This window comes from Methylopila sp. 73B (assembly GCF_000526315.1).
Classification (GTDB): Bacteria; Pseudomonadota; Alphaproteobacteria; order Rhizobiales; family Methylopilaceae; genus Methylopila.
Map to the genome: position 1 here is coordinate 751,580 of NZ_JAFV01000001.1, position 26,260 is coordinate 777,839.

General features: G+C 70.2%; 25 protein-coding genes, 1 tRNA gene and 1 pseudogene. 17 read left to right on the forward strand and 10 right to left on the reverse strand.

Going from position 1 to position 26,260, the window contains the following annotated elements; genetic code table 11:
- The first annotated feature begins 3 nt into the window (after positions 1-3).
- The 5 genes from K244_RS22540 (at position 4) to K244_RS0103640 (ending at position 6,580) form a co-directional block, all read left to right on the forward strand.
- Positions 4-1,239: a glycosyltransferase gene (locus K244_RS22540; RefSeq protein WP_020184883.1), complete on the forward strand. Its 1,236-nt coding sequence runs from the start codon at positions 4-6 to the stop codon at positions 1,237-1,239.
- A gap of 47 nt (positions 1,240-1,286) precedes the next feature.
- Positions 1,287-1,934, forward strand: coding sequence for a methyltransferase domain-containing protein (locus tag K244_RS0103625; protein ID WP_020184884.1), 648 nt, complete (start codon positions 1,287-1,289; stop codon positions 1,932-1,934).
- Positions 1,935-2,498: 564 nt separating this feature from the next.
- Positions 2,499-3,128, forward strand: a complete 630-nt coding sequence (locus K244_RS21445; protein WP_197027143.1) for a response regulator transcription factor — start codon at positions 2,499-2,501, stop codon at positions 3,126-3,128.
- Positions 3,129-3,158: 30 nt separating this feature from the next.
- Complete coding sequence (locus K244_RS0103635; RefSeq protein ID WP_024816293.1) at positions 3,159-5,300, forward strand: exopolysaccharide transport family protein; 2,142 nt, start codon at positions 3,159-3,161, stop codon at positions 5,298-5,300.
- Positions 5,301-5,302: 2 nt separating this feature from the next.
- Complete coding sequence (locus tag K244_RS0103640) at positions 5,303-6,580, forward strand: polysaccharide biosynthesis/export family protein (RefSeq protein WP_036305451.1); 1,278 nt, start codon at positions 5,303-5,305, stop codon at positions 6,578-6,580.
- Here the strand turns inward: K244_RS0103640 and K244_RS0103645 are convergent.
- The 5 genes from K244_RS0103645 to K244_RS0103665 form a co-directional block, all read right to left on the reverse strand.
- Positions 6,519-7,508: a GDP-L-fucose synthase gene (locus K244_RS0103645; RefSeq protein WP_020184887.1), complete on the reverse strand. Its 990-nt coding sequence runs from the start codon at positions 7,506-7,508 to the stop codon at positions 6,519-6,521. The two genes, K244_RS0103640 and K244_RS0103645, sit on opposite strands and share 62 nt — an antisense overlap.
- Entirely contained in the window at positions 7,501-8,571 is a 1,071-nt protein-coding gene (gene gmd, locus K244_RS0103650; RefSeq protein WP_020184888.1) for a GDP-mannose 4,6-dehydratase, read from the reverse strand. Before gmd ends, K244_RS0103645 begins: the two co-directional genes overlap by 8 nt.
- A gap of 326 nt (positions 8,572-8,897) precedes the next feature.
- Positions 8,898-8,974 (reverse strand) — tRNA-Arg (locus K244_RS0103655).
- Between the two features lie 115 nt (positions 8,975-9,089).
- On the reverse strand, positions 9,090-9,383 hold the full coding sequence (locus K244_RS0103660) for a BrnA antitoxin family protein (RefSeq protein ID WP_020184889.1): 294 nt from the start codon (positions 9,381-9,383) through the stop codon (positions 9,090-9,092).
- 84 nt (positions 9,384-9,467) lie between these two features.
- Positions 9,468-11,288, reverse strand: coding sequence for a radical SAM protein (locus K244_RS0103665; protein WP_051460070.1), 1,821 nt, complete (start codon positions 11,286-11,288; stop codon positions 9,468-9,470).
- 37 nt (positions 11,289-11,325) lie between these two features.
- Between K244_RS0103665 and K244_RS0103670 the strand changes: the two genes are divergently transcribed.
- The 6 genes from K244_RS0103670 (at position 11,326) to K244_RS0103695 (ending at position 15,465) form a co-directional block, all read left to right on the forward strand.
- Positions 11,326-12,231, forward strand: a complete 906-nt coding sequence (locus K244_RS0103670) for a phosphate/phosphite/phosphonate ABC transporter substrate-binding protein (RefSeq protein ID WP_245259733.1) — start codon at positions 11,326-11,328, stop codon at positions 12,229-12,231.
- Positions 12,232-12,234: 3 nt separating this feature from the next.
- Positions 12,235-13,005, forward strand: a complete 771-nt coding sequence (gene phnE / locus K244_RS0103675; RefSeq protein WP_020184892.1) for a phosphonate ABC transporter, permease protein PhnE — start codon at positions 12,235-12,237, stop codon at positions 13,003-13,005.
- Positions 13,002-13,688 (forward strand): phosphonate ABC transporter ATP-binding protein, encoded by a 687-nt coding sequence (locus K244_RS0103680; protein ID WP_020184893.1) that lies wholly within the window; start codon positions 13,002-13,004, stop codon positions 13,686-13,688. The genes phnE and K244_RS0103680 overlap by 4 nt, the downstream gene beginning before the upstream one ends.
- Positions 13,685-14,359 carry a TIGR04283 family arsenosugar biosynthesis glycosyltransferase gene (locus K244_RS0103685; protein ID WP_020184894.1) on the forward strand — a complete coding sequence of 225 codons (675 nt, stop codon included), beginning with the start codon at positions 13,685-13,687 and terminating at the stop codon, positions 14,357-14,359. The genes K244_RS0103680 and K244_RS0103685 overlap by 4 nt, the downstream gene beginning before the upstream one ends.
- A complete protein-coding gene (locus K244_RS0103690) occupies positions 14,352-14,972 on the forward strand; it encodes a TIGR04282 family arsenosugar biosynthesis glycosyltransferase (protein ID WP_020184895.1) in 621 nt (206 codons plus the stop codon). Before K244_RS0103685 ends, K244_RS0103690 begins: the two co-directional genes overlap by 8 nt.
- A gap of 100 nt (positions 14,973-15,072) precedes the next feature.
- Positions 15,073-15,465 (forward strand): DoxX family protein, encoded by a 393-nt coding sequence (locus K244_RS0103695; RefSeq protein WP_020184896.1) that lies wholly within the window; start codon positions 15,073-15,075, stop codon positions 15,463-15,465.
- A 10-nt stretch (positions 15,466-15,475) separates the two neighbouring features.
- On the opposite strand, the gene panC is transcribed toward K244_RS0103695, so the two are convergent.
- Positions 15,476-16,330, reverse strand: coding sequence for a pantoate--beta-alanine ligase (gene panC, locus K244_RS0103700; protein ID WP_020184897.1), 855 nt, complete (start codon positions 16,328-16,330; stop codon positions 15,476-15,478).
- A 488-nt stretch (positions 16,331-16,818) separates the two neighbouring features.
- Between panC and K244_RS24085 the strand changes: the two are divergent.
- A pseudogene (locus tag K244_RS24085) lies at positions 16,819-17,022 on the forward strand (DnaJ domain-containing protein); the annotation flags it as partial.
- Positions 17,023-17,031: 9 nt separating this feature from the next.
- Here K244_RS24085 and K244_RS0103710 read toward each other — a convergent pair.
- The gene (locus K244_RS0103710) at positions 17,032-18,693 is read right to left on the reverse strand and encodes a D-alanyl-D-alanine carboxypeptidase (protein WP_020184899.1); all 1,662 of its coding nucleotides are present in this window, start codon (positions 18,691-18,693) and stop codon (positions 17,032-17,034) included.
- Positions 18,694-19,067: 374 nt separating this feature from the next.
- Between K244_RS0103710 and K244_RS0103715 the strand changes: the two genes are divergently transcribed.
- The 5 genes from K244_RS0103715 (at position 19,068) to K244_RS0103735 (ending at position 23,776) form a co-directional block, all read left to right on the forward strand.
- Complete coding sequence (locus K244_RS0103715) at positions 19,068-19,397, forward strand: phasin family protein (RefSeq protein ID WP_020184900.1); 330 nt, start codon at positions 19,068-19,070, stop codon at positions 19,395-19,397.
- A gap of 324 nt (positions 19,398-19,721) precedes the next feature.
- Positions 19,722-20,075, forward strand: a complete 354-nt coding sequence (gene clpS / locus K244_RS0103720; RefSeq protein WP_036306171.1) for an ATP-dependent Clp protease adapter ClpS — start codon at positions 19,722-19,724, stop codon at positions 20,073-20,075.
- A gap of 9 nt (positions 20,076-20,084) precedes the next feature.
- Positions 20,085-22,502: an ATP-dependent Clp protease ATP-binding subunit ClpA gene (gene clpA / locus K244_RS0103725; protein ID WP_020184902.1), complete on the forward strand. Its 2,418-nt coding sequence runs from the start codon at positions 20,085-20,087 to the stop codon at positions 22,500-22,502.
- Positions 22,503-22,682: 180 nt separating this feature from the next.
- Positions 22,683-23,435: an AzlC family ABC transporter permease gene (locus K244_RS0103730; protein WP_020184903.1), complete on the forward strand. Its 753-nt coding sequence runs from the start codon at positions 22,683-22,685 to the stop codon at positions 23,433-23,435.
- Entirely contained in the window at positions 23,432-23,776 is a 345-nt protein-coding gene (locus K244_RS0103735) for an AzlD domain-containing protein (RefSeq protein WP_020184904.1), read from the forward strand. The genes K244_RS0103730 and K244_RS0103735 overlap by 4 nt, the downstream gene beginning before the upstream one ends.
- A gap of 15 nt (positions 23,777-23,791) precedes the next feature.
- Here the strand turns inward: K244_RS0103735 and K244_RS0103740 are convergent, their stop codons facing one another.
- The 3 genes from K244_RS0103740 to K244_RS0103750 are packed head-to-tail and all read right to left on the reverse strand — an operon-like array spanning position 23,792 to position 26,255.
- Positions 23,792-24,217 carry an HIT family protein gene (locus K244_RS0103740; RefSeq protein ID WP_020184905.1) on the reverse strand — a complete coding sequence of 142 codons (426 nt, stop codon included), beginning with the start codon at positions 24,215-24,217 and terminating at the stop codon, positions 23,792-23,794.
- 53 nt (positions 24,218-24,270) lie between these two features.
- The gene (locus K244_RS0103745) at positions 24,271-25,446 is read right to left on the reverse strand and encodes a GNAT family N-acetyltransferase (RefSeq protein ID WP_020184906.1); all 1,176 of its coding nucleotides are present in this window, start codon (positions 25,444-25,446) and stop codon (positions 24,271-24,273) included.
- A gap of 26 nt (positions 25,447-25,472) precedes the next feature.
- Positions 25,473-26,255 (reverse strand): glycerophosphodiester phosphodiesterase family protein, encoded by a 783-nt coding sequence (locus tag K244_RS0103750; RefSeq protein ID WP_020184907.1) that lies wholly within the window; start codon positions 26,253-26,255, stop codon positions 25,473-25,475.
- Positions 26,256-26,260: the final 5 nt, after the last annotated feature.

Consider the following 26,260-nt stretch of genomic DNA (forward strand, 5'->3'; position numbering starts at 1 on the left):
GCCATGAACCTCCACATCGACCTCTCGACGCTAACCGACCCGATCGAAGCGGTCGCGCGGCCCATTCGGGTCGGCATGCTCGTGGGCGCGGTCGGAAACGGCGGCGGCGGCGTGCCGGCGAGCCTGCGCGCGCTCTGCGCCGCGCTGCACCGCTCGCCGGACGTGTCGGTCGAGGTGTTCGCCGCCGACCGATCGGCGGCGGTCGTGGATTTCGAGGCTTGGAAGCCTGCGCGGCTGCGCCTGTTCGAGGTGGTCGGACCGACTTCGTTCGGCTTCGGGCCCGGTCTCGGACCAGCGCTCATCGCGGCCGACCTCGACGTGCTGCACGTGCACGGTCTGTGGATGTACGGTTCCGTCGCCGCGAGCCGGTGGGCGTCCAAGACCGGGCGTCCCTATGTGGTCAGCCCTCACGGCATGCTCGACCCCTGGGCCCTCGGCAACAGCCGGTGGAAAAAGGCGGCGGCGCTGTTCGCCTACGAGGCCCGGCACCTGCGCGGGGCGGCTTGGCTGCATGCGCTCTGCGCGTCCGAACGGGAGGCGATCCGCGCCTTCGGCCTGCGCAACCTGGTGTGCACCGTGGCCAACGGCGCGCATGCGCCGGCGGTCGAGAGCTACGCGTCGCGCCGGGCTGCGGCGCGCGCCTCCGGGCGGCGGACGTTGCTCTACCTTGGCCGGCTCACGCCGAAGAAGGGGCTCGCGATCCTGCTCGCCGCCTGGGCCGCCGCGAAACACGCGGCGGACGCGAGTTCATGGGATCTCGTCGTGGCGGGCTCCGGGACGCCGGCCTACGAAGCGGGGCTGGTCGACCTCGTGAGCGCTCTTGGGATCGGAGCGTCCGTGCGTTTCGTCGGGCATCTCGACGGCGAGGCGAAGGTCGCAGCCTTCGCGAGGGCGGACGCCTTCGTGCTGCCGTCCGTCAGCGAGGGGCAGCCGCTCGCGGTGCTTGAGGCCTGGGGCTACGGCCTTCCCGCCCTGATCACGAGCCAATGCAATCTGCCCGAAGGTTTCATGGCGGGCGCCGCTATGCCGATCGACTGCGCGGTCGACGACCTCGCCGCAGGATTGCGCGCGCTGTTCGCGCTCTCGGATGAGGCGCGCGACGCCATGGGCGTGCGGGGCCGCAAGCTGGTGGAGACGACGTTCTGCTGGGGCCGAAGCGCGCGCGACCTCGAGCGGATCTATCGGCAGGCGATCGCCCGGACCGCCCTGCGCCGACGTCTCAAGAGGCGATCCGACTGAAACGAGCCGCCCGCAGACGGCCGGCGCGGCGCAAGAAGGAAGAGGCCATGAAGCTGCCGATTCTCACCCCCGTGGACCGGGTGGACTTCATCGAGCGCTATGCGCGCGGCAAACACGTGCTCCACGTGGGCTGCGCGGACATGCCGTTCACGCAGGACCGGCTGGCGCGCGGGGAGCTGCTGCACCCGCGCCTGCACGCCTGTGCCCGCGAACTGGCGGGCGTCGACCTTTCGGAAGAGGGGATCGCGATGCTGCGCGCCGCGGGCTACGACAACCTCTACGTCGCCGACTGCGAGAAGCCGCTGTCCGCCTCGACGCCCGACCAGTACGAGGTGGTGGTCGCCGGCGAGACGCTCGAGCACGTGGCCAACGCCGGCGACTTCCTGTCGTCGCTGCGCAGCGTCTGCCGGCCGGACGGGCGTATCCTCATCACCACCCCCAACCACGCCTCGATCAAGCTCACCGCCCGACTGTTCGGCCGGAACGAGATCGTGCACCCCGAGCACGTCGCCTATTATTCGGTCTCCACGCTCAGCCGGCTGCTGTCGATGGTCGGCCTCGAGCCGATGGACTGGAGGGTGTACTGGGCGGAGAAGTCGCCGCAGTCGCGCGTGGCGAACGCCGCCCTTCGTCGGATCTCCCGTCTCCAGTACTTCGCGGACGGGTTGTGCGTCGCGTGCCGTCCCGCAGCCTGACGCGCTGAGTCCGTCGATATACTTCAAATATCCAAGTGGTTGCTTCGAAGCGCTTGCCGTCCGTTGGAGACGAGCAGCAGAGGGATCGGCCCTCCGCGGCTTTTTATGTCTTTCGGCGGACGGAAACGGCGGGTCGTCCCGCGGCGTGACGGTCTATGCCATTCGGGTGATGGAGCAATACTGCGTTCGAAAAATTGCTTAGATAACCGGCGGTGGTGCGGCGTCTGTGCGCTGCAATTATGACGGGTTTTTATTAACCCAGATTAATAGTAAGCGATTCACATTCGCTAATATCTAAGCTCTGAGCAATTCGACGAATACTGGACGGTAGATTTTGAAGCGGACCTGTCGATCTCAGGTTAGGAGATATGATCTGCATCTGGAGATTTGTAGTTTAGAATAATAATCAAGTTTTGCGACTCATAAGCCGCATAATCAAATAGTCAGAACATGGGGGAAGCTGTTATGACGTTTGACGGATACGTAATGGGCGATGCGATTGTCAGTGACGCGAGCATCGCTAATCGGTGGGACAGCATCGTTGTCATAGAGCTTCGCAACATCGTGCTCGAGTGCGTTGCGAGCTGCCTGCAGGCGCGGTGGCCGAGCGGCCGCATCGCGGCCTTCGCCAGCGTGATCGACTGGATGGCGTCGATCTCAGACGACGACGACGGCGACGTCCTGATCATGCTGGGCATCGGCGGACGCCGGGCCTCCGACGACATTGTGATGAACGCGATGGCGCAGCTGCGCGAGGCGGCTCCCAGTTGCCGGATCGTCCTGATGGGCGACGAAGAGGACGCGCCCCAGATTCTGGAGGCGCTGGACCTTGGAGCGTGCGGCTACGTGCCGACCAGCGTGAGCCTCAGCGTCGCGGTCGAAGCGATGAAGCTCGTCGCGGTCGGCGGAACCTACATCCCCGCGAGCAGCCTCACCTCCTCGCGCAAGGTGATCTGCGAGGGGGCGCAGACGAACCCGCTCGCCATGGCGGGACGCTTCACGGCGCGGCAGGCCGCGGTGGTGGACGCGCTCCGGCAGGGCAAGGCGAACAAGATCATCGCCTACGAGCTGAACATGCGGGAGAGCACGGTGAAGGTCCACGTCCGCAACATCATGCGGAAGCTGAAGGCCAAGAACCGGACCGAGGTCGCCTTCATGACCAGCGCTCAGCACCCATCGGCCACGCCCTGCTGACCGCAGAACGACCGGGAGGGGGAGTAGGTCATGATCGTCGCGGAACAGGCTGCGAGCGAACCCCGCTCGTCGCTGCCCGACGTGGCGCGCCGACGGCGCGTCGCGCTCCTTCTCCCGGTCGTCCTCGGCCTCGCCTGCGCGGTCGGGGCCTACGCCACGCTGCCAGCGCGATACGTCGCGGAAGCGGTGGTGGCGCTCGACGCCCGCAAGGTCCAGGTCCTGACCGTCGATGCGGTGGTGTCGCGCCTGCCTCAGGAAAATGCGGTGCTCCGCACCGAGCTCGACCTGATCGCCTCGCGGTCGATGGCGACCGAGGTGGCGAAGCGTCTTAATCTCAAGTCGGTCCCGGTCTCGCCGTCCGCGCCGAACTGGTGGGACCGGCTGTTCGGCGGCGCGCCGGAGCCCTTCGCGACGGAGCCGGCGTCCGACCCGGCCGTCGACCGGCTGATGCAGGGACTCCGCGTCAACAACGACAGCCGGTCCTTCACGATCTTCATTTCGATGCAGTCGCCCGACCCGGCTTTCGCGGCCCGGGCGGCGAACGCCTACGCCGACGCCTATCTCGAGCACCAGATCGCGGTGCAGACGGCGGCGACGCGGCGGGCGAGCGCCTGGCTCGGCGAAAAGCTCGACGATCTGCGCGAGCGCCTGAGGGAGTCCGAGACCGCGGCGCAGGCCTTCCGACGGACCAAACGGCTCGAAGAGACCAACGGCCTCACCGTGGACGGGCAAAAGCTGGCGGCGCTGAGCGCGGAGCTCGCCGCGGCCCGTTCGCAGCGGGCCGGCGCCGAAGCGCGGCTCGAGGCGGTCCGCCTTGTCGTGCGCGACAGCCCGGACGCTATCGCGTTCAGCGAGGCGCTGGGCTCCGCCACGGTGCAGTCCCTCAGGACCCGGGAGACCGAGCTCGTCCGGCAGGTGGCGGACATCGAACAGAGCGGCGCGCTGAAGAGCGGGGAGCTTCCGGCGCGCCGCAGGCAGCTCGTGTCCGTGCGCGCCGAGATCGACGCCGAGATCGGGCGCGTGGTGGCGAGCCTCGCGAACGAGGTCGAGGTCGCGCGCGGCAAGGAGCGCGCGCTGGCGAGCGAGGTGGCCGCGCTCGAGCGCGTGGCGGGCGAGATCGGGCAGAACCGCGTCGTCTTGGGCCAGCTGGAACGCGAAGCCGCCGCCAACCGCTCGATCTACGAGAGCTTCCTCAACCGCTACAAGCAGACCATCGAGCAGGAGGGCCTGGCGACCTCCGACGCCAGCCTGCTGTCGCGCGCGCAGCCGCCGCAGGTCCCCACCACTCCGAAGCTGCTGCCGCTGCTGGCGCTCGGCCTCGTGACCGGCTGCGCGGCCGGCGTCGGCTGCGCGCTGCTGCGGGAGCGGCTCGACGGCGCGGTGCGCTCGACGGAGGAGCTCGAACGCTTGGTCGGCGCGCCGCTGCTCGGGGCGTTGCCCCGGCGCGGGGCCGGCGGCCGGCCCCGCGCCGCGGCGATCGCGCGGATCGGCGCGGCGCTGGGGCTCGATCAGCCGCAGGCCAACCGCAAGGTGGTGCTCGCGACGTCGTCCGACGACGACGCTGACGAGCGGACGGCATTCTGCGTCGCGCTCGCCCGCAGCCTCGCCGGCGAGGGCCTGTCGGTGGCTGTTGTCGACGCGGAGCCCGGCGGCCAGGCCGTCGAGCGCGCGTTCGCCATCCGCGAGGGGTCGAGCGAACCGCCGGTCCATGGGCCGGCGCAGGACGTCTCAGGCGTCCGGCTGTCCGCGGACGCGCGCAGCGCGGCGCGTTTCGGGGCGTTGGACGAGGTCCGCGTCCGCGGACAGGCTTCGGCGCTCGACCTTGCGGGCCGCATCCGCGTTCTGCGAGAGCGGTTCGACGTGGTTCTCATCGACGCGCCTTCGCTGGCTCAGGCGCGCGCGGCGCTGCAGGTCGGCGCCCTCGCCGACGCCGTCATCCTGGTCGAGACGGTGGGCGTGAGCTCCCGCGAGGCGCTGTCCGACGCCGTTCGCCTGTTCGCGCTCCGCGGCGTCCGCATTGCCGGCTGCGTCGCGCTTGGCGCAAAGGCGGGGGCCGCGGCGCGCCAAGCGCCGGTCGTCGCCCCGCCGCGGCCCGCCGCGGCGCCGGAGAGCGTGGACTTCGGCTCGGCGGCGTCTGCGGCGCCGCGCATGCTCAAGACCACAGGAGCTTGATCATGGGCATCCGTCGTATGGCCTCAAGAGGCTCGCTGGCCCTGACCGCCGCGGTCGCGACGATCGCGCTTTTTCAGCCGGCCGAAGTCGGCGCCGCTGATCGACCCGCAGAGTACCGGCTCGGCGCCGGCGATCTGCTGCAGATCACCGTGGTGGGCGAGACTGAGCTGACGGGGAAGTTCAGGGTGGGGCCGGACGGCGCGATCAGCTACCCGCTGGTCGGCAGCCTCGCCGCCGCCGATCGCAGCGTCGCCGATCTCGCGCAGGACCTCGGCGCCCGTCTAGCCGAACGTGCGCCGACCCGCAGCCCGCCGCTGGTCGAGGTCGCCGAATACGCGCCGGTGTTCGCCTCAGGCGAGCTCGAGCGGCCGGGGCAATATGCGTTTCGCCCGGGGATGGTGGCGCTCGAACTGGTGGCGGTCGCCGGCGGTCTGCGGAGGCCGCGGCTCGCGACGGATTCGCTGATGCTGCAGGTGATCGCGGCGGAGCAGGAGGTCGCCGACCAGCGGCTCGCCCGCGTCGCCGCGCGGGTCCACCGCGCCCGGATCGCGGCGGAGATCGCCCGGGCGCCGTTCGCCCCGGACGGCGCGGCGCTCGGCGATTCCTTCGTGCCGGCGGCCGACACGACGGCGATCATCGACAACGAGAAGGCGCTGTTCGAGGTGCGGAAGACCGTGCTGGCCGGCCAACAGGCGGCGCTTCGCAGCCAGGGCGTGAACTACGATCAGGAGATCGCCGCGCTGAGGCGCAGCATCGCGCTCCACGAAGACGAGATCGACCTGCTCCAGCAGGAGGTGAACACCGCCCAGGGGCTCGTGGAGAAGGGGCTCGCGCCGCTGCCGCGGTTGCTCGCGTCCAAGCGGCAGCTGTCGGCCACCCGGCGGGACGCGCTCGACCTCGATTCCTATCTGGCCCGCGCCCGACAGAACAAGCTGCAGATCGAGCAGAAGATCCAGGAGTTGAGCGATCAGCAGGCGAAGGACAACGCCGGCGCGCTGCTCGACCTCGACCTTAATCTCGCGCGCATCGAGCGGAAGCTTCGCGCCGCGACGGCGGCGCTCACCGAGACCGGCGGACGTCTCGCCTCCGGCCCGGCGCAGATCCCGACGCCGTCCTTCCGCATCGCCCGCGTCGTCGGCGACGCCTATGTCGACCTGCCGGCCAACGAGTTCACGCGTCTCGAGCCTCGCGACATCCTGCGCGTCGACCGTCTGGAGCCTACGCCAGCGCCTGCGCGCGAGAGTCGTGCGACATCTGCCGGCGCCATAGCGGGTAGATAGCGGCGATCCCATCCGCCAGGGTGACGCGCGGTCGCCAGCCGAGCGCGCGGATGCGGTCGGCCGCGAGCAGCTTTCGGGGCGCGCCGTCGGGCTTCGCGCGGTCGAAGACGAATTCGCCGCAGTAGCCCACGACGTCGGCGATCGTCTCCGCCAGCTGGCGGATGCTGACCTCCTCGCCGGAGCCGATGTTGATGTGCACGGCCTCGTCATACCGCCGGAGCACGAGGACGCAGGCCTCGGCGAGATCGTCGACGTGCAGGAACTCCCGCAATGGCGCGCCCGATCCCCAGATCGTGACGGCCGCGTCGCCGGCCTCCTTCGCGGCGTGGATCCGCCGCATGAGCGCCGGCAGCACGTGCGAGCTCGCAGGATCGAAGTTGTCGCCGGGTCCGTAGAGGTTCGTCGGCATCGCGGTGACGAAGCGCCGGCCATGCTCGACGTTGAGGCTGCGGGCGAGCATGAGCGCGGCGATCTTGGCGATCGCGTAGGCCTCGTTGGTGGGCTCGAGCGGACCGGTGAGCAACTGGTCCTCGCGCACCGGCTGCTCGGCCAACCGCGGGTAAATGCAGCTCGACCCCAGGAACAGCAGCTTCTCGACGTCGGCCGCGGCCGACGCGGCGATCAGGTTCGCGCCGATCATGAGGTTGTCGTAGAGAAACTCGTAGGGCTCGCGGGCGTTCGCGGCGATCCCGCCGACGCGTGCCGCGGCGACGATGACGCCGTCGGGCCGGCAGCGGGCCATCCAGCGTTCCACGTCCGTCTGACGTCGAAGGTCCAGCTCGGCGCGGTCGACCGTCAGCAGCTCGCAGTCTTCACGGGCGAGCCGGCGCATCAGCGCCGAGCCGACCATGCCGCGATGGCCGGCGACGAAGATCCGTTTGCCCGGGAGTTCGAACGAGCGGGGCGGGGAGGACAGCGCGTCAGCCATAGCGGTCGTTTCGCCTCGCTTCGGTCAGGACCGCCTCGAGGTCGGAGCTGACCATCTCGCCGACGAGGGAGGAAAAGTTCGTCGTGGGCTTCCAGCCGAGCTTCAGTCGGGCCTTGGTCGGGTCGCCGAGCAGGATGTCCACTTCGGTCGGGCGGAAGTAGCGTGGGTCGATCGCGATCAGCCGCTCGCCCGTGCGGGCGTCGTGGCCCTGCTCCTCCAGCCCCGAGCCGCTCCACGCGATCTCGCGGTCGACGTAGCCGAACGCCGCCTCGACGAACTCCCGCACGGTGTGGGTCTCGCCGGTCGCGAGCACGTAGTCCTCGGGCTCGTCCTGCTGCAGGATCCGCCACATGCCCTCGACGTAGTCCCGCGCGTGGCCCCAGTCGCGCTTGGCGTCGAGGTTGCCGAGATAGACCATCGGCTGGAGGCCCTGCTCGATCGCCGCGACGGCCCGCGTGATCTTCCGGGTGACGAAGGTCTCGCCGCGGATCGGGCTCTCGTGATTGAACAGGATGCCGTTGGAGGCGTGGACGCCGTAGGCCTCGCGGTAATTCACCGTAATCCAGTAGGCGTAGAGCTTCGCCGCGGCGTAGGGGCTGCGCGGCGCAAACGGCGTCCTCTCGTCCTGCGGCACGCTGGCGGCCTGGCCGAACAGCTCGGAGGTGGAGGCCTGGTAGAACCGGCAGGACTTGGTCAGCCCCAGGATTCGCAGCGCTTCGAGCACGCGGAGCGTGCCGAGCCCGTCCACGTTCGCGGTGTACTCCGGCGTTTCGAAGCTGACCTGGACGTGGCTCTGCGCGGCCAGGTTGTAAATCTCGTCGGGCTGGACCTCCTGGACGATGCGGATGAGGTTCGTCGCGTCCGTCATGTCGCCGTGGTGCAGCGTGAAGCGGACGTCGTCCTCGTGCCGGTCCTGGTAGAGATGGTCGATCCGTCCGGTGTTGAAGGACGACGACCGGCGCTTCAGACCGTGGACGAGGTAGCCCTTGGCGAGCAGCAGCTCCGCGAGATAGGCGCCGTCCTGTCCGGTCGCGCCAAGGATCAAGGCCGTCTTTCGCGCCATGGATGAGGTCCCGTCCGTCGCCGCCGCACGCATGAGATCGCCTATCTTTCGAGGCGGTCCGCGACAGTGCCGGCAAGCCGGGAAGGGGCGAAAGCCGCCCATCCGAGACCTCGGGCGCGCCCGACATCCGCCGATTGCGCCCCGCGCCGCGGGCGCGGTTCGGCGAAGGCGCCCGAAAGCCTTTGGCAGGGTGCGAAAGAGGTAAGGTGGGGGCGAAAGGCCGGTCGGACGGAGAGAGCGGCCGGGCCAAAACGTGAGCGGCTTGGCCGGCGTGGACACGGGCGACGCGCCGGCCGGAGATTATCCCTGGCCACGCGAGAACGGAATGGCGACCCCGGGTGGATTCGAACCACCGACCATCAGCTTAGAAGGCTGGTGCTCTATCCGGCTGAGCTACGGGGCCGTGCGACGTTCTCGCGCTCGACGGCCTGTCCAGACCAAGCCATCGGCCGTCCGGCATTCATAGCGGCGTGGATGCCGTCGTCAACGACGGCGACGCGGGCGGGTTCCCGCGGCCCTCAGCCGACGCCGTCGTCGTTGGCGCTCGAGAGCTGGTCGACCGGGATCGACCGATCGTCGCCGCCGAAGCCGCCGTGCGTCTGGACGTAGTCCCGCAGCGCCGCGTTGATGCGGTCCTGCCAGCCGGCGCCGTCGTCCTGGAAATAGAGCAGCACGTCCTGGTCCAGCCGGAGCGTGACCTGTTCGCGGGCGCCGGGGATGGCGGCGGGTTTCGGCGCCGGCGGGGCCGTGGGCGTCTTCGGCTTGAACGCCGCCTCGGCGGCGTCGCGGGGGTCGGTCGGTCGGCGGGCCATGGCGGTCTCCTCGGAGGGCGGAATCGCGCCTTGAACGGCGCCTCTCCCTCCTATGTGGCCGTCTTCGGCGGCGATTGCGAGCGCTCAGCCTGCGCTGCAGGCCGCGCCGCCAAGGACGCAGAAGGTGGCGCAGTGCGGATGGTTGAGCGCGACGGGCCGGCTGGCCTCCGCGAGCGTCGCACCGAGCTCGAAGCGCTCGTCATAGGCGAGCAGGGTGCAGGCGAGCACGGCGGGGCGGTCCGCGCCCTTGCGCTTCACCACCATGCGGGAGGAGGCGCACATCAGGCTCCGCGGATCGACGCCCAGCAGGCCCCAGCAGGCGGTGGTGATCTCGGGGACGTCGGCGCCGGCGTCCATCTCCGGGAACAGCGTCAGGGCGACAGGGTCGGCGGCGTCGACGGGGACGTCGTGCGCGGCGAACAGCCGGGCGAAGCCCGCCCGCACCACGCCTTCCGCCTCGCCGGAGAACAGGCGTCCCGCGATGGAGAGCGCAAAGCCCTGATCGGCCAGCCATTTCAAGCCGTCGAGCGTCGGCTGGAAGCTGCGCGGCCCGCGCTCCAGCTCGTGCAGCGCCGGGTCGTAGTGGTCGAGCGAGACCCGCAGCGTCAGCCGCCCGCCGTAGCGCTCCTTAAGCGCCAGCAGGGGCGCTTTCAGCCGCTGCATCGGCCGCATGGCGTTTGTCAGCACCAGCGCCCGATGACCGCGGGCGAGGGCGTCCTCGACCATCGCCAGAAGGTCGGGATTCATGAACGGCTCGCCGCCGGTGAAGCCGATCTCTGCAAGTTCGGGATGGTCGTGCGCGGCCTCGTCGAGGAAGGCGCCGGCCTCAGCGGCCGTGATGTAGACAAGCCGGTCGTTGCGGGGCGTCGACTCGATGTAGCAGTTCGCGCAGGCGAGATTGCAGAGCGTGCCCGTGTTGATCCAGAGCGTGCGCAAGCTGGAAAGCCCGACCGTGGCGCGAGGCTCGCCGCGCGCGGTCAAAGCGCCGTTCTGAAACTTTTCGGGCGCGAGCCGAGCAACCGCGGCCGAGACCGGCCAGGCCGGCGCGTCGTCCCGGTCCCGGCGCCAGACGACGCCGCCGGGTTCGACCGGGCGGCCCGTGCGCTTGACCTCGGCCGGAGGCAGGGCGTCGCAGCTTGGCCAAAGGCCGGTTCCGAGCGCCGCGGCGTAGCCCTCGGGCAACCCGGCCGCGCGCATCTTCGTCGCCGCCGCCGCCCAGCCGTACTCCAGCCGCCGGTGCTCGACGACGACGCTCCGCGGTTCGGGGCCCGGGGTGAGCAGGCTGCACCAAACCTCCCGTCGGCCGTCGTTCGCCGGCATCCCGACAGCGCCGGGATTGTGCCAGAGGCGGCCGTCGATCACCTGGCTGAAGGGGAGGCCGGAGTGGCCCGCAACGATCCCGTCGACGCCGGACGCCGCGAGATCGAGGGCTTTCACCCGCGCCGGCGTCGAGGGGAAGACGAAGCGGGCGATGTGATCGAGCGACCCGTGGATCACCGCGAGGGTCAGGCCGCCGACCGCGACGTCCAGCCGGCGGGGCAGGGCGGCCATCCACGCACGGTCGTCCGGCCCGAGTTCGCGCGACGCATGCGCGAACCAGGCCGCGGAAAGCCGGTCGCAGGCGCTTCCCGGCGCAAAGCCGCAACCGCAGTCCTCCTCGCCGGCCGCGAGCTGCTCCTCGCAATTGCCCATCACGACATGGACGCCCGCACGACGCACGAGCTCCACGCAGGCCTTCGCGTCCGCGCCATAGGCCACGACGTCGCCGGTGCAGACCACGCGATGCGGCGGAACTCCCAGGCGCGTCGCTTCGGACAGCGCGGCGGCGGTCGCCTCGAGGTTCGAATAAGGGCCGCCGAACAGAAACAGCGGGCCGTCCGGCGTCGTATCGGGGGGGATCGTCATGTCCTGAGATACGAAAGCCATGGGAGGGATGCTACACGTGTCCGATCGATTTGGCCGCAACCCATGGGAGCCGCTTGTGCGCACCGCAGTTCGACGCCTCGCCGCCGCGGCGCTCCTCCTCGCCGCCAGCGCAGCTCCGGCCGGGGCGGAGACCCTGCGCTTCGCGGTCGGCCCGTTCCAACCGACGCCGGGAGACACGCGAAAGGCTTACGAGCCGTTCTTCGCCTATCTCGCGAAGACGCTTGGGGTGGATTACGAACTGGTCGTCACCACGGATTGGGCCGGCATCGCGACGGCGCTCGCGACCGGACAGGCCGACGTCGCCTGGATGGGTCCCTGGGGCTACGTGCTCGCGAACCGCGAAGGGGACGCGCAGGCGATCGCGACGGTGAAGTACGACGGCAAGCCGACCTATCACGCCATCGTCGTCGGCCGTCCGGACCTCCAGATCGCGAACTGGCCGGATGACGCGAAAGGCCTGAGCATCTCCTTCGCCGACGTCGGCTCCACCTCCGGCTGGCTGATCCCGACCTGGTGGTTCAAGACCAAGGGGATCGACCCCAAGACCTTCTTCAGATACCGCGACGGCGCCTCGCATCCGGCGAACGAGATCGCGGTCGCGAACGGACAGGTCGACCTCGCCACCGACTACGACCGCAACCTGCGCGCCATGCAGGAGCGCGGGCTGCTGAAGCCGGACCAGGTGAAGGTGGTCTGGACCTCGGAGCCGCTGCCGAATGACCCTCTCGTGGTTCGCAAGGGGTTTGACCCTGCGCGCGTCGAGACGCTGCGCCAGGCGGTGGTCGCGATCGACGAGGAAGAGGCGAAGGCGGTGATGCCGCCCCATTACACCGGCTGGGTTCCCGCCGCACACGCCGACTACAAGCTGATCGAAGACGCCGGCGTCGCCATCGGCAAGCTGAAGCCGCGGGCGCCTGAGTGAGCCGTGCCGTCTGACCTGAGGCGGTGGCTCGGCCGGCTGCTGGCGGCGACGCTCGCGATCGCGGCGCTCGCGCTGATGTGGCGGGTCGCCGAGGTCGATCTCGCCCGTCTGTGGCAGGGGCTGCCTCGGGTCGCCGCCTGGGGCGCCCGGGCCTGGCCGCCCAACTTCGAGGATGGCGCCACGCTTCTGCGCCGCGCCGGCGAGACGCTCGCCATGGCGACGCTGGGGACGGTTCTCGGCGCGCTCGTGGCGGCGCCGCTCTGCCTGCTCGCCGCCCGCACTACGGCGCCGGGCGCGCTGGTCTACGCGCCGGCCCGGGCGCTGCTGAACGTGCTGCGCGGGGTCGACAGTTTCGTCTTCGCCCTGCTGTTCGTGGCGGCTGTCGGTCTCGGGCCGTTTGCGGGTCTGCTGGGGATCGCGCTGCATTCCGCCGGCTCGATCGCGAAGCTCTGGTCGGAGACGATCGAGCAGGCGGCCCCCGGCCCGATCGAGGCCGCGACGCTCACCGGCGCCTCGCGTCTCAAGATCGCGCTGCACGCGCTCCTGCCGGACGTCGCGCCGGGGCTCGCCTCCACCGCGCTCTACATTCTCGAGTTCAACGTTCGCGCCTCGACCGTGCTCGGCGTCGTCGGCGCCGGCGGCTTGGGGCAGGAGTTGAAGAACGCCGTGGACCTGCTCGACTCGCCGCGCGTATTTGCGATCATCTTGGTCATCCTTGTCATGGTGACCGCGATCGACGCCTTCAGCGCCGTCGCGCGCCGGAGGCTGGCGTGAACGGCGGCGTCGTCGTGCGGGGGCTCTCGAAGGCCTACGACGGCCGCGCGGCGCTTCGGAACGCCTCGCTCACCGCGCCGCGCGGGAGCTTCGTCGCGCTTCTCGGGCCGAGCGGCGCCGGCAAGACCACGCTGCTGCGTTGCCTCGCGCGGTTGGCGGCGCCCGACGCCGGCGAAGCCTTCGTCGACGGCCGGCCGATGCACGCGCTGTCGGGCCGGGCTTTGAAGGAGGCGCGGGCGCGCATCGGCTTCGTGTTCCAGGACTTCAACCTCGTTCGGCGCCGCTCGGCCTTGGACAACGCGCTCGGGGGAGTCCTTGCAAGCACGCCGCTGTGGCGCGTGGCGCTCGGCCGTCCACGGCCGGATGACGCCCGCGCGGCGATGGCGGCGCTGGATCGGGTCGGGCTCGGAGACCGGGCCGAGGCCCGCGCGGACGAACTGTCTGGCGGACAGCGCCAGCGGGTAGCGATCGCGCGCGCGCTGGTGCAGGACACCGCCGTGCTGCTCGCGGACGAGCCGGTGGCGAGCCTCGATCCCGACTCCGCCGCGGGAGTGCTCTCGCTGCTCAAGGACCTCACGCGGGAACGCGGGCTCACGGTGCTCTGCAGCCTGCATCAGCATCACCTCGCGCGCGCTTACGCCGACGAGATCGTCGTCCTCGCGCCGCCCGAGGACGAGCCGTGAGGCTTTCGGTGATCATCCCGACCTTGAACGCCGAAGGCGCACTATCGGCCACGCTTGCGAGCCTGGAGGAGGGTCGACATGCGATCGCCGAAGTCGTCGTCAGCGACGGCGAATCTTCGGACGGCACGCGCGACGCGGCGGAGGCTTTCGGCTGCCGGGTGATCGTCGGGTCGCGGGGCCGCGGGGCGCAGCTTCGGCGGGGCGCCGGGCTCGCGACCGGCGACTGGCTGCTGTTCCTCCACGCCGACACGCGGCTGGACGCCGGCTGGAGCGCGGTCGCCGAGCGCTTCGCGATCCAAGCCGGCGACAATGGGGCCGCGGCGTTCGCCTTCGCGCTGGACGATGACGTTCCGGCCGCCCGGAGGTTGGAGCGCATGGTGCGTTGGCGCGGTCGGCTGCTCGCCTTGCCCTACGGCGATCAGGGGCTGCTGATCTCCCGCGCGCTCTACGATCGCCTCGGCGGCTATGCCGATGCGCCCCTGATGGAGGACGTCGACCTCGTTCGCCGCATCGGCCGGCGGCGGCTGACGATCCTGCCCGTCCGCGCGGTGACGAGCGCCGCCCGCTACCGCCGCGCCGGCTATCTCCGCCGCATGGCGCGGAACGCCCTCTGTCTTGCCCTGTATCTCGGCGGGGTGTCGCCCGCGCGGATCGCGAGGCTCTATGGCTGAGCCTCGCGCGCGTCCCACGCTGTTCGTGATGGTGAAGGCGCCGGTCGCGGGCCGCGTGAAGACGCGGCTCGCGCGCACCATCGGCGCGCCGGAGGCCTTGCGCTTCTACCGCACGGCGACGGCGGCGCTGCTCCGGCGGGTCGGCCGGGACCCGCGCTGGCGCACGATTCTGGCGGTCGCGCCCGACGTAGCGGCGGCGAAGGGGTTCTGGCCGGCGGACATCGCGCGCATCGGGCAGGGGTCGGGCGACCTCGGCGCCCGGATGCAGCGGCTGATCGACCTCAACCGCAGCGCCCCGACCATCATCGTCGGGTCGGACATCCCCGGCGTGCGGCGCCGCCATGTCGCGCAGGCGTTCCGCGCACTGGGGACGCACGAGATCGTGTTCGGTCCCGCGGATGACGGCGGCTACTGGTTGATCGGCGCGCGCGGGCGTCCGCGCGTCCCGAACCTGTTTCGAAACGTCCGGTGGTCGACGGAGCACGCGCTTGCCGACACGCGCGCGAACGCAGGCGATTCGGTGGGATTTCTGGAACGGCTCTCGGATGTCGACGACGAGGCCGGCTGGCGGGCTTGGCGTCGGGGGGGCGTAACCCAAGCGTCGTTCGGATAGCGTCTTATTGCACGTTCGGACGAGGGGTTTTGCGCGTCCGCTGGTTCGTCGGGCGGCGCGATGGCTCTATCATCGAGCGCATCGATCACAGGAGCTCCCGATGAACGCTCTCACCGCCTGGCGCCCGCAAGTCCTCAGCGTCCTGCGCATCATATCCGCGCTGCTGTTCCTTCAGCATGGGACGGTCAAGCTGCTGGGCTTTCCGACCCCCTATCCCAACCCGCTGTCGACGCTGAGCCTCACGGCCGGCATCCTCGAACTCGTGGGCGGCGTGCTGCTGGCGATCGGCCTGTTCACGCGGCCGGTGGCGTTCATTCTCTCGGGCCAGATGGCGGTCGCCTACTTCATGGCGCACGCGCCGCAGAGCTTCTACCCGATCGTCAACAAGGGCGAACTGGCGATCCTGTTCTGCTTCGTCTTCCTCTACATCGTCTTCGCCGGCCCCGGCCCCTGGAGCGTCGACGCCAAGCGCTCCCGGTCGTCGCTGGTTTAAGGCGTCCGCCTCACTCGACGGCGACGACCGCGATGTTGTCGATCAGCCGGACGCCGCCGATCCGCGCCGCCGCCAGCAGCCGCCGCGGCTTGCCGGGCCGCGTCGAGGCCGCGAGCGTCTCGGCGTCGCGGAGCTCGACGTAGTCGATCGTGAAGCCGGCGGCCTCGATCGCCCGGCGGGCTGAGACGAGGGCGGCGTCCACCGGCGCGCCGTCCTCGATCGCCTCGCCCGCGGCGGCGAGCGCCGCGGACAGCGCGGTCGCACGCCTGCGATCCTCTTTGCCGAGGTAGAGATTGCGCGAGGACATCGCGAGGCCGTCGGGCTCCCGCATGGTCGCGCCCGCCACGATTTCGGTCGGCAAAGCGAGATCGCGGGTTAACGTCCGGATAACGGCGAGCTGCTGAAAGTCCTTCTCGCCGAAGATCGCGACGTCCGGCGCGCACTGGATCAGCAGCTTGGTCACGACGGTCGCGACGCCGGCGAAGAAATGCGGCCGCGCGTCGCTCTCGAGGCCCGCCGACGGCCCGCCGACCGTGACTACGGTCGCCTCGCCGTCCGGATACATCTCGCCCGCCTCGGGCGCGAACACGAGGTCGACGCCGGCCTCCGCCAGCTTGGCGAGGTCGCCGTCGAAGTCGCGCGGGTAGGTGGCGAGGTCCTCGGTCGGGGCGAACTGCTTGGGGTTCACGAAGATCGACGTCACCACGCGCTCGGCGCGGGCGTGGCCGATCCGCACGAGCGAGATGTGGCCGGCGTGCAGCGCGCCCATGGTCGGGACCAGCGCGATCCGTTCGCCGGCCTGCCGCCAGGGCTTCAGATGCGCGCGCAGCTCGGCGACGGTGGTGACGACGGCGGGTCGGGACATCGGGCTCCTCGCGGGCTTCTCCGGGTCTCTGGCCCGGTTCGCGGGGAGCGGGTTAGCAGGATGCGGCGCGCCGCGCCACGGCGCCTGGGCGATGGCGGGGCGCCGCCCGGTCATGCTTTGGTGGCGCCGGGCGACGCAAGCGCCGCAGCTATGGAAGTCGTGAGTCGATGATCTGGGTTCTTGTGGGAGCGATGGCGCTCGCCGCGCTCGTGGCGCTCGGCCGCCTGTTCGTGGCGGCCGACGTGCAGCGCCTTCGGAAGACGCTGCGGTTTCTGGCCGGGGCCGCCTGGGCGATCGGCTTCGCCATGACCGTGTCCGGCAAGCCGGTGCTCGGCCTGACGCTGCTCGGGCTGGGCGCCGTCGGACTCGGCGCCGTCGCGCTGCCCGGCGCCCGGCGCCGCTCAGCCGCGTCCGAAGGTGATCGTCACCGCGGGGCGGCCGGCGGGAGTGAGGGCGCTCAGCGCGACGCGGACGGGCGGCGCGGCGGGGGAGGGTTCCGTCGGTCGGGCGTAATGACGGAACAGGAGGCGTATCAGATCCTTGGCCTGCAGCCGGGGGCGCGGGCGGAAGAAATCGTCCGTGCGCATCGGGCGCTGATGAAGAAAATCCATCCCGACCAGGGGGGGACGACGGAGCTCGCCGCCCGCGTCAACGCCGCGAAGGATATGCTGATGGGGCCGCGACATCGCTGACCTCCCCGCTCAGTTCTTGACGGCGAAGCAGCTGACGGAGCTGCGCTTGAGAGCCTTGCAGGCGGCGTCTGCGGAACGTTCGTTAAAGCCGGCGAAGCGCGCCCGGTAATAGGTCGTGTCGCCCTTAGCGTAGACCTCGGTGAACGGCTCGGCCGAGGACAGCGCGCGGCCGCCCTTGGACTTGGCGTCCGACAGCAGGGCCTGCGCGGAGTCCGGGGCCGTGGTGGCGCCGATCTGGATGAACCAGCCCTTGCGCACCGGCTGCCGTTCGGCGGTCGGTGCGACCTGCGGAGCGCCTTCGATGTCGTTGGACGCAGAGGCGACGCGGACTGGACGCGGGGAGGGCGTGGGGAGCGCGGAAGCCTGGGTCTCGGCGTAGGCGCTCGCCTCCTGCGGGAGTTCGCGGGCGCGGGCGACGCTGCCGGTCGTGGCGGGGGCGCCCACGACCCAGCGCAGGGTCTGCGGCGTGGTGGTGGCGCCGCCCGAGCTGGCGACGACCGGCTCCGCTTCCGCGGCGACGATGCGTTCCGTCTGCACGATGCGGGCGGCCGAAGGCGTCGTGGTGGCCGCGACGGCCGCGGCGCGCGGCGCGGGCGGGACGACCGGGACGGCGGGCGCGGCGACTGGCATGGGCACCGGAGCGGGGGCCGGCGCGGCCTCGACGACCGGGGCCGGGATCGGCATCGGGATGGCGGCGATGACCGCAGGCCGCGTGCGCGCCGGGGGGCGCTCGCCGGATTCGGCCACCAGCGGCGCGGTGCGCGAGCCAGGAGCCGCCTTCGGCATGTTGAGCGCGATCAGTTCGCGCATGTGGGCGTCGCGGGAGGCGCCGGAGCGCCCGCCCATCACGACCGCAACGATCGAGCGGCCGTTGCTCTTCACCGAGGACAGCAGGTTGAAGCCGGAGGCGTTGGTGTAGCCGGTCTTGATGCCGTCGACCCCCTCGACGCGGCCGAGAAGCTGGTTGTGGTTCGGCATCGAGCGGCCGGCGAAGTTGAACACCCGCGTTCCGAAGTAGCCGTAATAGCGCGGGAACCGATCCTGGATCGCGCGGCCGAGGGTGACGAGGTCCCGGGCGGTGGTCACGTGGGTGGGGTTCGGCAGGCCAGACGCGTTGCGGAAGGTGCTCTGGCTCATGCCGAGCGCGCGCGCCTTGCGCGTCATCCGCTCCGCGAACGCCGCTTCCGAGCCTTCGAGGTTCTCGGCGAAGGCGCAGGCGACGTCGTTCGCCGACTTGGTGACGAGGGCCTTGATGCCGTCCTCGACGCGCACCGCGCCGCCGGTGCGGACGCCGAGCTTGGTCGGGGGCATCATGGAGCAGCGGGACGACATGGTGATGCGTCCATCGAGCTCGATCCGGCCGCGCTCGAGATCCTCGAACACGAGGTAGAGCGTCATGACCTTGGTGATCGAGGCGGGGAAGCGCAGCGAGTCCGAATTCTTCTCGAACAGCGTGCGGCCGGTCTTGGCGTCCACGACCAGCGCGGCGTAGTTGGCCCGCGCGGAGATCGACTGGGCGATGGCGGGACGGGAGGACGTCGCCTTCACCTTACGCTTCGACCGCGCGTCGGCCTCCGCGACGCCGGCGAAGGTGGCTCCCGCGAAAACCGTCGCGGCCAGAAGTCCGGTGACGATGCGGCCGCCACGGCCAGTTACGCAACTCGCAATCATGACGCCCTGTCCTCGTCGTCTCCGGCCGATAACCGGAAGTCGCCGCACCTACCGCACGGAGCTCGGAGCGCCGCGAAGTCCAGCCGCTGGGGGGCCCGTCTTCGCGATCGCTTCCAGAGAGGCGCCGGACGAATCCGGGACCTGCGCGGCGCACCGTCCTCTGAACGGCACAGTCAACGACGCTAAGCAGACGCGGTTACGGGAGGGTTAAATCGATTGATAATTGTGCACCGCAAACATCTTCGTTGACAAAAATGTTGCAGTGCATATATCTCCGTCACGGTTTGCGGGTCTGATCCGCGCCGAGGGAGGCCCAGAGGGCCGGTCGATTGCTGAACGGAGACGGGCGCGCTCGCCCGGAGGGAGCAACCACAATGAACGCCAATTTTGACGACGTGCAGAAGATCAGCAAAGAAAACGTTGATGTCGCGCTCAAGAGCTTCGGCGCTGTGAGCAAGGGCTTCCAGGCCATCGCGGTCGAGGTCGCCGACTACTCCAAAAAGTCGTTCGAGGACAGCACCGGTTTCGTCGAGAAGTTTTTCGGCGTGAAGACGCTGGACAAGGCGATCGAGCTGCAGACCGACTACGTCAAGTCCAGCTATGAGACCTACGTCTCGCGGATGACGAAGATCGGCGAACTCTACGCCGACCTCGCGAAGGAAAGCTACAAGCCGATCGAGACCGCGATCTCCAAGGCCAAGTGACGGCCCGCGTGACGCGTCGTCGGCGGGCGTAACGTCGCAGCCTGCGCGTCACGAGGGTCGACAGTCCGTGGGTCTCACGCCCCGGCATGATCCATCTGCATGAAAGCCCGGCTCGCGCCGGGCTTTTTTTTGGCCGCGGCGATCATACCTGACGAAGCGTCGGGTCGGCGTCCGATCTGGCGCACCCGGAAAATTGGGTTAGGATCGACGAAGCGACCCGGCGCCGCGCCGCGCGGCGCGCCGGGCGCAAGCGACGAGCCGAAGGCGAACGGCGGTGAAATGAACGACGGCGCGACGACGCTTCTTATCTCTGCCCGCGCAGATCTGAACGGATATGACGGCCCTCGGGCCGCGAACGGGCCGCGGCGGCCTGACGACGGCGGCCCCGGCGCCGCGGTCGTCACCAAGACGCGGCCGAAGACCAAGCGGCCGAGCCTTTATCGCGTGCTGATTTTGAACGACGACTACACCCCGATGGAGTTCGTCGTTCATGTGCTGGAGCAGTTCTTTTCGAAAGACCGTGAAGCGGCGACGCGCATTATGTTGCACGTCCATAATCACGGCGCGGGGGAGTGCGGCGTCTACACCTATGAGGTGGCCGAAACCAAAGTGACGCAGGTGATGGATTTTGCGCGAAAGCATCAGCATCCTCTGCAGTGCGTCATGGAAAAGAAGTGAGGTGATCCTTTGCCGTCTTTCTCGCGCAGCCTCGAACAGTCTCTCCACCGGGCGCTGGCCTTCGCCAATGAGCGCCATCACGAATATGCGACGCTGGAGCACCTCCTGCTGTCGCTCGTCGACGATCAGGACGCGGCCGCGGTCATGCGGGCGTGCAACGTCGACCTCGAGATCCTGCGCCGCAACCTCGTGGAATACGTGGACGCCGAACTCGACAATCTCGTGGGCGACACCTCCGAGGACTCCAAGCCGACCGCCGGCTTCCAGCGCGTCATCCAGCGCGCGGTGATCCACGTCACCTCGTCGGGACGCGAGGAGGTGACGGGCGCGAACGTGCTCGTCGCGATCTTCGCGGAGCGCGAGAGCCACGCCGCGTTCTTCCTGCAGGAGCAGGACATGACGCGCTACGACGCGGTGAACTACATCAGCCACGGCATCGCGAAGCGGCCCGGCCTCAGCGAGGCGCGCCCCGTGCGCGGCTCCGAGGAGGAGTCGTCCGGGCCAGGCGAAGAGCAGGGCGGTCAGAAGAAAAAGGCGGACGCGCTCGACGCTTACTGCGTGAACCTCAACAAGAAGGCGCGCGAGGGCAAGGTCGATCCGCTGATCGGCCGCGACGCCGAGGTGACGCGCACCATCCAGATCCTCTGCCGCCGCACCAAGAACAACCCGCTGCTGGTGGGCGACCCTGGCGTCGGCAAGACGGCGATCGCGGAAGGTCTGGCGCTGCGGATCGTGCGCGACGAGGTGCCTGAGGTCCTGCAGGACGCGACGGTGTTCTCGCTCGACATGGGCGCGCTGCTCGCCGGCACGCGCTACCGCGGCGATTTCGAGGAGCGGCTCAAGCAGGTGGTGAAGGAGCTTGAGCAGACGCCGGGCGCGATCCTGTTCATCGACGAGATCCACACGGTCATCGGCGCCGGCGCGACCTCGGGCGGGGCGATGGACGCCTCCAACCTGCTGAAGCCGGCGCTCGCCTCCGGCACGCTGCGCTGCGTGGGCTCGACCACTTACAAGGAGTACCGCCAGTACTTCGAGAAGGACCGGGCGCTCGTCCGCCGCTTCCAGAAGATCGACGTGGCCGAGCCTTCGATCCCGGACACGATCGAGATCCTCAAGGGCCTCAAGCCCTACTACGAGACCTTCCACCAGGTCCGCTACACCAACGAGGCGATCAAGGCTGCGGTGGAGCTGTCGGCTCGTTACATCAACGACCGCAAGCTGCCGGACAAGGCGATCGACGTGATCGACGAGACCGGCGCCAGCCAGATGATCCTGCCCGAGGCCAAGCGCCGGAAGACGATCGGCGTGAAGGAGATCGAGACCACGATCGCCACCATGGCGCGCATCCCGCCGAAGTCCGTCTCCAAGGACGACGCCGAGGTGCTGCGCGGGCTGACCACGAGCCTCAAGCGGGTGGTTTACGGCCAGGACGCCGCGATCGAGGCGCTGTCCTCGACGATCAAGCTCGCGCGCGCCGGTCTCAGGGATCCGGAGAAGCCGATCGGCTGCTACCTGTTCTCGGGGCCGACGGGCGTCGGCAAGACCGAGGTCGCGAAGCAACTCGCCTCGCTGCTCGGCGTACGGCTGCTGCGCTTCGACATGTCGGAGTACATGGAGCGGCACACTGTCAGCCGCCTGATCGGCGCGCCTCCCGGCTACGTGGGCTTCGACCAGGGCGGCCTGCTGACCGACGGCATCGACCAGACGCCGCACTGCGTGCTGCTGCTGGACGAGATCGAGAAGGCCCACCCCGACCTGTTCAACATCCTGCTGCAGGTGATGGACCACGGGAAGCTGACCGACCACAACGGCAAGCAGGTGGATTTCCGCAACGTCATCCTGATCATGACGACCAACGCGGGCGCGTCCGATCTCGCGAAGGAGCCGATCGGGTTCGGTCGGCCGAAGCGCTCGGGCGAGGACACGGAGGCGATCAACCGCCTGTTCGCGCCGGAGTTCCGGAACCGGCTCGACCAGATCATCGCTTTCGGCAACCTGCCGATCGAGGTGGTGCGGCACGTCGTCGAGAAGTTCGTGCTCCAGCTCGAGGCGCAGCTCGCCGACCGCAACATCACGATCGAGCTGACGCCGGAGGCGACGGACTGGCTGGCCGAGCGCGGCTACGACCCGCAGATGGGCGCGCGTCCGCTGGCGCGGCTGATCCAGGAGACGATCAAGACGCCGCTCGCCGAGGAGGTTCTCTTCGGCAAGCTGAAGGGCGGCGGGGCGGTGCGGGTGGTGCTCGGCGCGAAGGAGGGCGGAGAGCCCGGCCTCGTCTTCGAGTTCCCCGACGGGCCGGTGACGCCGAAGCCGGAGTCGATCGCCCGCGAGGACGAGCCGGGTCCAAAGGCGCCGCGCAAGCGTCGGGCCGGGGACGGCGAGGGCAAGCCCCCCGCCGCCAAGACCCCGCCGCTCGTGCGGACCTGATACCCGCCAACGGGCGCGCCAAAGCGTCGCGGAGCGTGCTAGAAGCGGCCGCGGATCGAAAGGTCCGCGGCCGCTTCGTTTTGCGACGGCGCAGCCCTCCCAGTTCAGAGTCCTGCCGATGCCCCTCGCGCCTGACGACCTCCTCCGCCCCGGACGCTCCGGCGACCGGGCGCGCCCGGCATGAGCGCGGAAGGCGACCTCGACGTCGTCGACTCCTCGGGCCGCAGCGATCTCGATTGGGCGCTGAGGGGCGCGGTCGCGGCGGTGAACACGCCCGGCGTCGTGCTGTTTCTCAGCTTTCTCGGCTTCGGCGCCATGACGCACGACTTCGGCTGGCCGCTGTGGATCGCGGTGCTGTCGACCGCGCTGATCTGGGCCGCGCCGGCGCAGGTCGTGCTCGCCGGCGCGCTCGCGAACGGGGCGGGGCTCCTGGGCGCCGCGCTCGCGGTCACCGTTTCCGGCGTGCGCCTGCTGCCGATGGTGGTCGCGCTGCTGCCGGTGCTCAGGAGCGAGCGCACCTCGCTCGGCGCCCGGCTGCTCGCGGCCCACTACGTCGCCGTCACGGCCTGGTTCGAGGGCCTCAGGTTGACGCCGACCCTGCCGCGCACCGCGCGGATGCCGTTCTTCTTCGGGCTGGCGAACGCGCTCGTGCTCGGCTCGTCGATCACGACCGCGATCGGCCACGCCGCCGCGGGCGTGCTGCCGAGCGCGCTCTCGATCGGCCTGCTCGGCCTGACCCCGCTCTACTTCCTGCTGTCGCTGGAGCGCGGCGCGAAGTCGCTGGGCGAGCGCGTGGCGCTCGGCCTCGGGCTTGCGCTCGCGCCGGTGATCGGCCTCGTCGCGCCCGCGTCCGACATCCTGTGGACCGGCGTGATCGGGGGCACCGCGGGCTTCCTCGTCCAGCGCGTCGTCGACAAGAGGCGGCGGCCGTGAGCCCGGCGCTCGATCCCGGCTATCTGCTGCTCGCCGTCGTGCTCTCGTTCGTCGGCAACGACCTGTGGCGCGTCCTGGGCGTGGTGCTTTCGGCCCGGCTCGACGAGGACAGCGGCCTGTTCGCCTGGGTGCGGATGGTCGCGACCGCCCTCGTCGCGGGGCTGGTCGCCAAGCTCATTCTGGCGCCCGCCGGCGGGCTGGCGCTCGCGCCGCTGTGGCTGCGCCTCGCCGCGGTCGGGTGCGGGCTCGCGGCCTACGGCGCCTCCCGCCGCTCGCTCACCCTGGGCGTCGCGGTGGGCGAAGCCGCTCTGATCGCGGGCGTCGCCGCGCTCGACATCTGAGCGCGGCGGAAGGTTTCAGCCCTCCAGCGCGGCGCGGATGCGCTCGGCGTGGGCGGCGAGCACCTCGGGCTTCTCCATCTGGCCGGTGTGCGGCTTCAGCGGAATGTCGGTCCAGCGCGGCAGGATGTGGACGTGGGTGTGGAACACCACCTGTCCGCCGGCGGTCTCGTTGAACTGCTGGATGGTGACGCCCTCGGCGCCGAGCCCGGCCTTCACGCCGAGCGCGACCTTCTGGACGGCGGCGAACAGCGGGCCGAGGTCGGCCGCGTCCATCTCCAGCACGTTGCGCGACGGCGCCTTGGGGATGACCAGCACATGGCCGTCCGCGCGCGGCATGACGTCCATGATCGCGATCGTGGCGTCGTCCTCGTAGACCTTCTGGGACGGCATCTCGTCCCTGAGGATCTTGGCGAAGACGTTATCCGGATCGTAGTCGGCCATGCCGGTTCTCCGTGTGATCAGCGCCGGCACAGGATCGCAGCCGGGGGGCAAGGTCAAGCCGAGGGCGCGTCCCCGCGACGGAAGGGCGCTTGTTCGGCGAGCTCCTCCTGCATCGCCAGGACGGCCGCCCGCTCTCGCACGAGGTAGTCGTCGACCGCGCGTTGGAGTCCCGGATCTGCGAAGGCGTGGGCGGAGTAGGTCGTCACCGGGCGATAGCCGCGGGCGATCTTGTGCTCGCCTTGCGCGCCGGCCTCGACGCGCGAGAGCCCCATGGCGATCGCGGCGTCGATCGCCTGGTGGTAGCAGAGTTCGAAGTGCAGGAACGGCCGCTCTTCGAGCGCGCCCCAGTAGCGGCCGTAGAGCGCGTCGCCGCCGATGAAGTTGAGCGCGCCGGCGATCGGCCGCCCCTCGACCTCGGCCAGCACCAGCAGGATCTTCTCCGGCATGGCCTGGCCGACAAGGCTGAAGAAGCGGCGGTTGAGGTAGGGCCGGCCCCATTTGCGCGACCCGGTGTCCATGTAGAACGCGAAGAAGGCGTCCCAATGCGCCTCCGTCAGGTCCGCGCCGGTCACATGCCGCACCACGACGCCGTCGGCCAGCGCGTCCCGGCGCTCGCGCTTCAGTTGCTTGCGCTTGCGGGAGGCGAGGTCGCCGAGGAAGTCGTCGTAGGAGCCGTAGCCCTCGTTCCGCCAGTGGAACTGCTTGTCGACCCTGGGGAGGAAGCCCTCCCTGACGAGACCGGCCTGCTCTTCCGGCGTCGTGAAGGTGACGTGGATCGACGAGGCCTCCGTCTGGCGCATCAGTCCGCGCAACGCCGCCGCGAGGCCCGCGCGCGCCCTCGCGGGATCGCGCCCCGGCGCGGGCATAAGCCGCGGGCCTGTGGCTGGGGTGAAGGGCACAGAGATCTGCAGCTTGGGATAATAGCTGCCGCCCGCCCGCTCGTAGGCGTCCGCGAAAGCGTGGTCAAAGACGTACTCGCCCTGGCTGTCGTTTTTGAGGTAGCAGGGCGCGAGGCCCGCCACCTCGTCGCCGTCCTCCAGCACCACATGGGCCGGCGCCCAGCCGGAGCGGCCGCCGACCGAGCCGGAGTCCTCGAGCGCCTTCAGGAAGCGGTGGTCGACGAACGGATTGTAGGGACCGCTCGCCAACGCCGCGGCGTTCCAGAGCGCGGGGTCGATCTCGTCGATGCGCGCGGCGACGCGTGCGCTGAGGGTCGTGTCCATCGGCATCGGGGAAGGCTCCGTCCTGGACGAAGCTAGGCCGGCGAGCCGCCCGTTCCAAGGGTGAGGGCCGGCACAAAGCCTTCAAACACCATCTGGTCCGCCCCGAGCGCCGCGCGGGCCTGGTCCTCGGGCGTGCGCACCGTCCAGGCCATCACCGGCACGCCGGAGCTGCGGGAGAGCCGCACCGATCGTCGCGTGAGGTCGCGCACGTTCCACGAGACGAAGTCCGGCTTCGTGGCGCGCCAGTGCAGCATGTTGCGGGCGACGAAGCGCTGCGCGCCCGACAGATGCGCCCAGCCGGCGTCGGCTGGATCGAAGGCGTCGCCCACGACGCCACGCGGGGTGCGGGGCGCAAGGCTCCGCAGCAGCACGAGCACGCGCGGATCGAAGGACTTGGCCGCGACAGGGCCGCCGCGCTCCGACAGCAGCTCGGCCACCCGGCGCGCCAGCCGCGTGTCGCCGCCGCGGGAGGTCTTGACCTCGACCACCAGGGGAACCTTGCCGCCGACCAGATCGAGGCATTCCGCGAGGGTCCAGATGCGGTCCGCGCCGCCGCCCACGTTCAAGGTCACGAGCTCGCGGAGCGGCCGGTCGGCGACGAGGCCGGAGGCCTCCGTCAGACGGTCGAGCTTGGAGTCGTGGAACACGACCGCCTCGCCGTCCGCCGTCACCTGAACGTCGATCTCGACGCCAAAACCGTGGTCGACCGCGGCCTGAACCGCGCTCGACGTGTTCTCGATCACCCCGGCCGCCCTGTCATGCAGGCCGCGATGGGCGATCGGCCGGGCGACCAGCCAGGACAGCCGCGACGCCACAGGGA

Coding starts and splice junctions, on each gene's coding strand:
- K244_RS0103730 (WP_020184903.1), top strand. CDS start 22,683: ATGAGCGCGGAAGGCGACCTCGACGTCGTCGACTCCTCGGGCCGCAGC.
- K244_RS0103695 (WP_020184896.1), top strand. CDS start 15,073: ATGAACGCTCTCACCGCCTGGCGCCCGCAAGTCCTCAGCGTCCTGCGC.
- K244_RS0103745 (WP_020184906.1), bottom strand. CDS start 25,446: ATGCCGATGGACACGACCCTCAGCGCACGCGTCGCCGCGCGCATCGAC.
- gmd (WP_020184888.1), bottom strand. CDS start 8,571: ATGGCGCGAAAGACGGCCTTGATCCTTGGCGCGACCGGACAGGACGGC.
- K244_RS0103740 (WP_020184905.1), bottom strand. CDS start 24,217: ATGGCCGACTACGATCCGGATAACGTCTTCGCCAAGATCCTCAGGGAC.
- K244_RS0103690 (WP_020184895.1), top strand. CDS start 14,352: ATGGCTGAGCCTCGCGCGCGTCCCACGCTGTTCGTGATGGTGAAGGCG.
- K244_RS0103665 (WP_051460070.1), bottom strand. CDS start 11,288: ATGACGATCCCCCCCGATACGACGCCGGACGGCCCGCTGTTTCTGTTC.
- K244_RS0103625 (WP_020184884.1), top strand. CDS start 1,287: ATGAAGCTGCCGATTCTCACCCCCGTGGACCGGGTGGACTTCATCGAG.
- K244_RS0103715 (WP_020184900.1), top strand. CDS start 19,068: ATGAACGCCAATTTTGACGACGTGCAGAAGATCAGCAAAGAAAACGTT.
- panC (WP_020184897.1), bottom strand. CDS start 16,330: ATGTCCCGACCCGCCGTCGTCACCACCGTCGCCGAGCTGCGCGCGCAT.
- K244_RS0103710 (WP_020184899.1), bottom strand. CDS start 18,693: ATGATTGCGAGTTGCGTAACTGGCCGTGGCGGCCGCATCGTCACCGGA.
- K244_RS0103640 (WP_036305451.1), top strand. CDS start 5,303: ATGGGCATCCGTCGTATGGCCTCAAGAGGCTCGCTGGCCCTGACCGCC.
- K244_RS0103660 (WP_020184889.1), bottom strand. CDS start 9,383: ATGGCCCGCCGACCGACCGACCCCCGCGACGCCGCCGAGGCGGCGTTC.
- K244_RS0103635 (WP_024816293.1), top strand. CDS start 3,159: ATGATCGTCGCGGAACAGGCTGCGAGCGAACCCCGCTCGTCGCTGCCC.
- K244_RS0103645 (WP_020184887.1), bottom strand. CDS start 7,508: ATGGCTGACGCGCTGTCCTCCCCGCCCCGCTCGTTCGAACTCCCGGGC.
- K244_RS22540 (WP_020184883.1), top strand. CDS start 4: ATGAACCTCCACATCGACCTCTCGACGCTAACCGACCCGATCGAAGCG.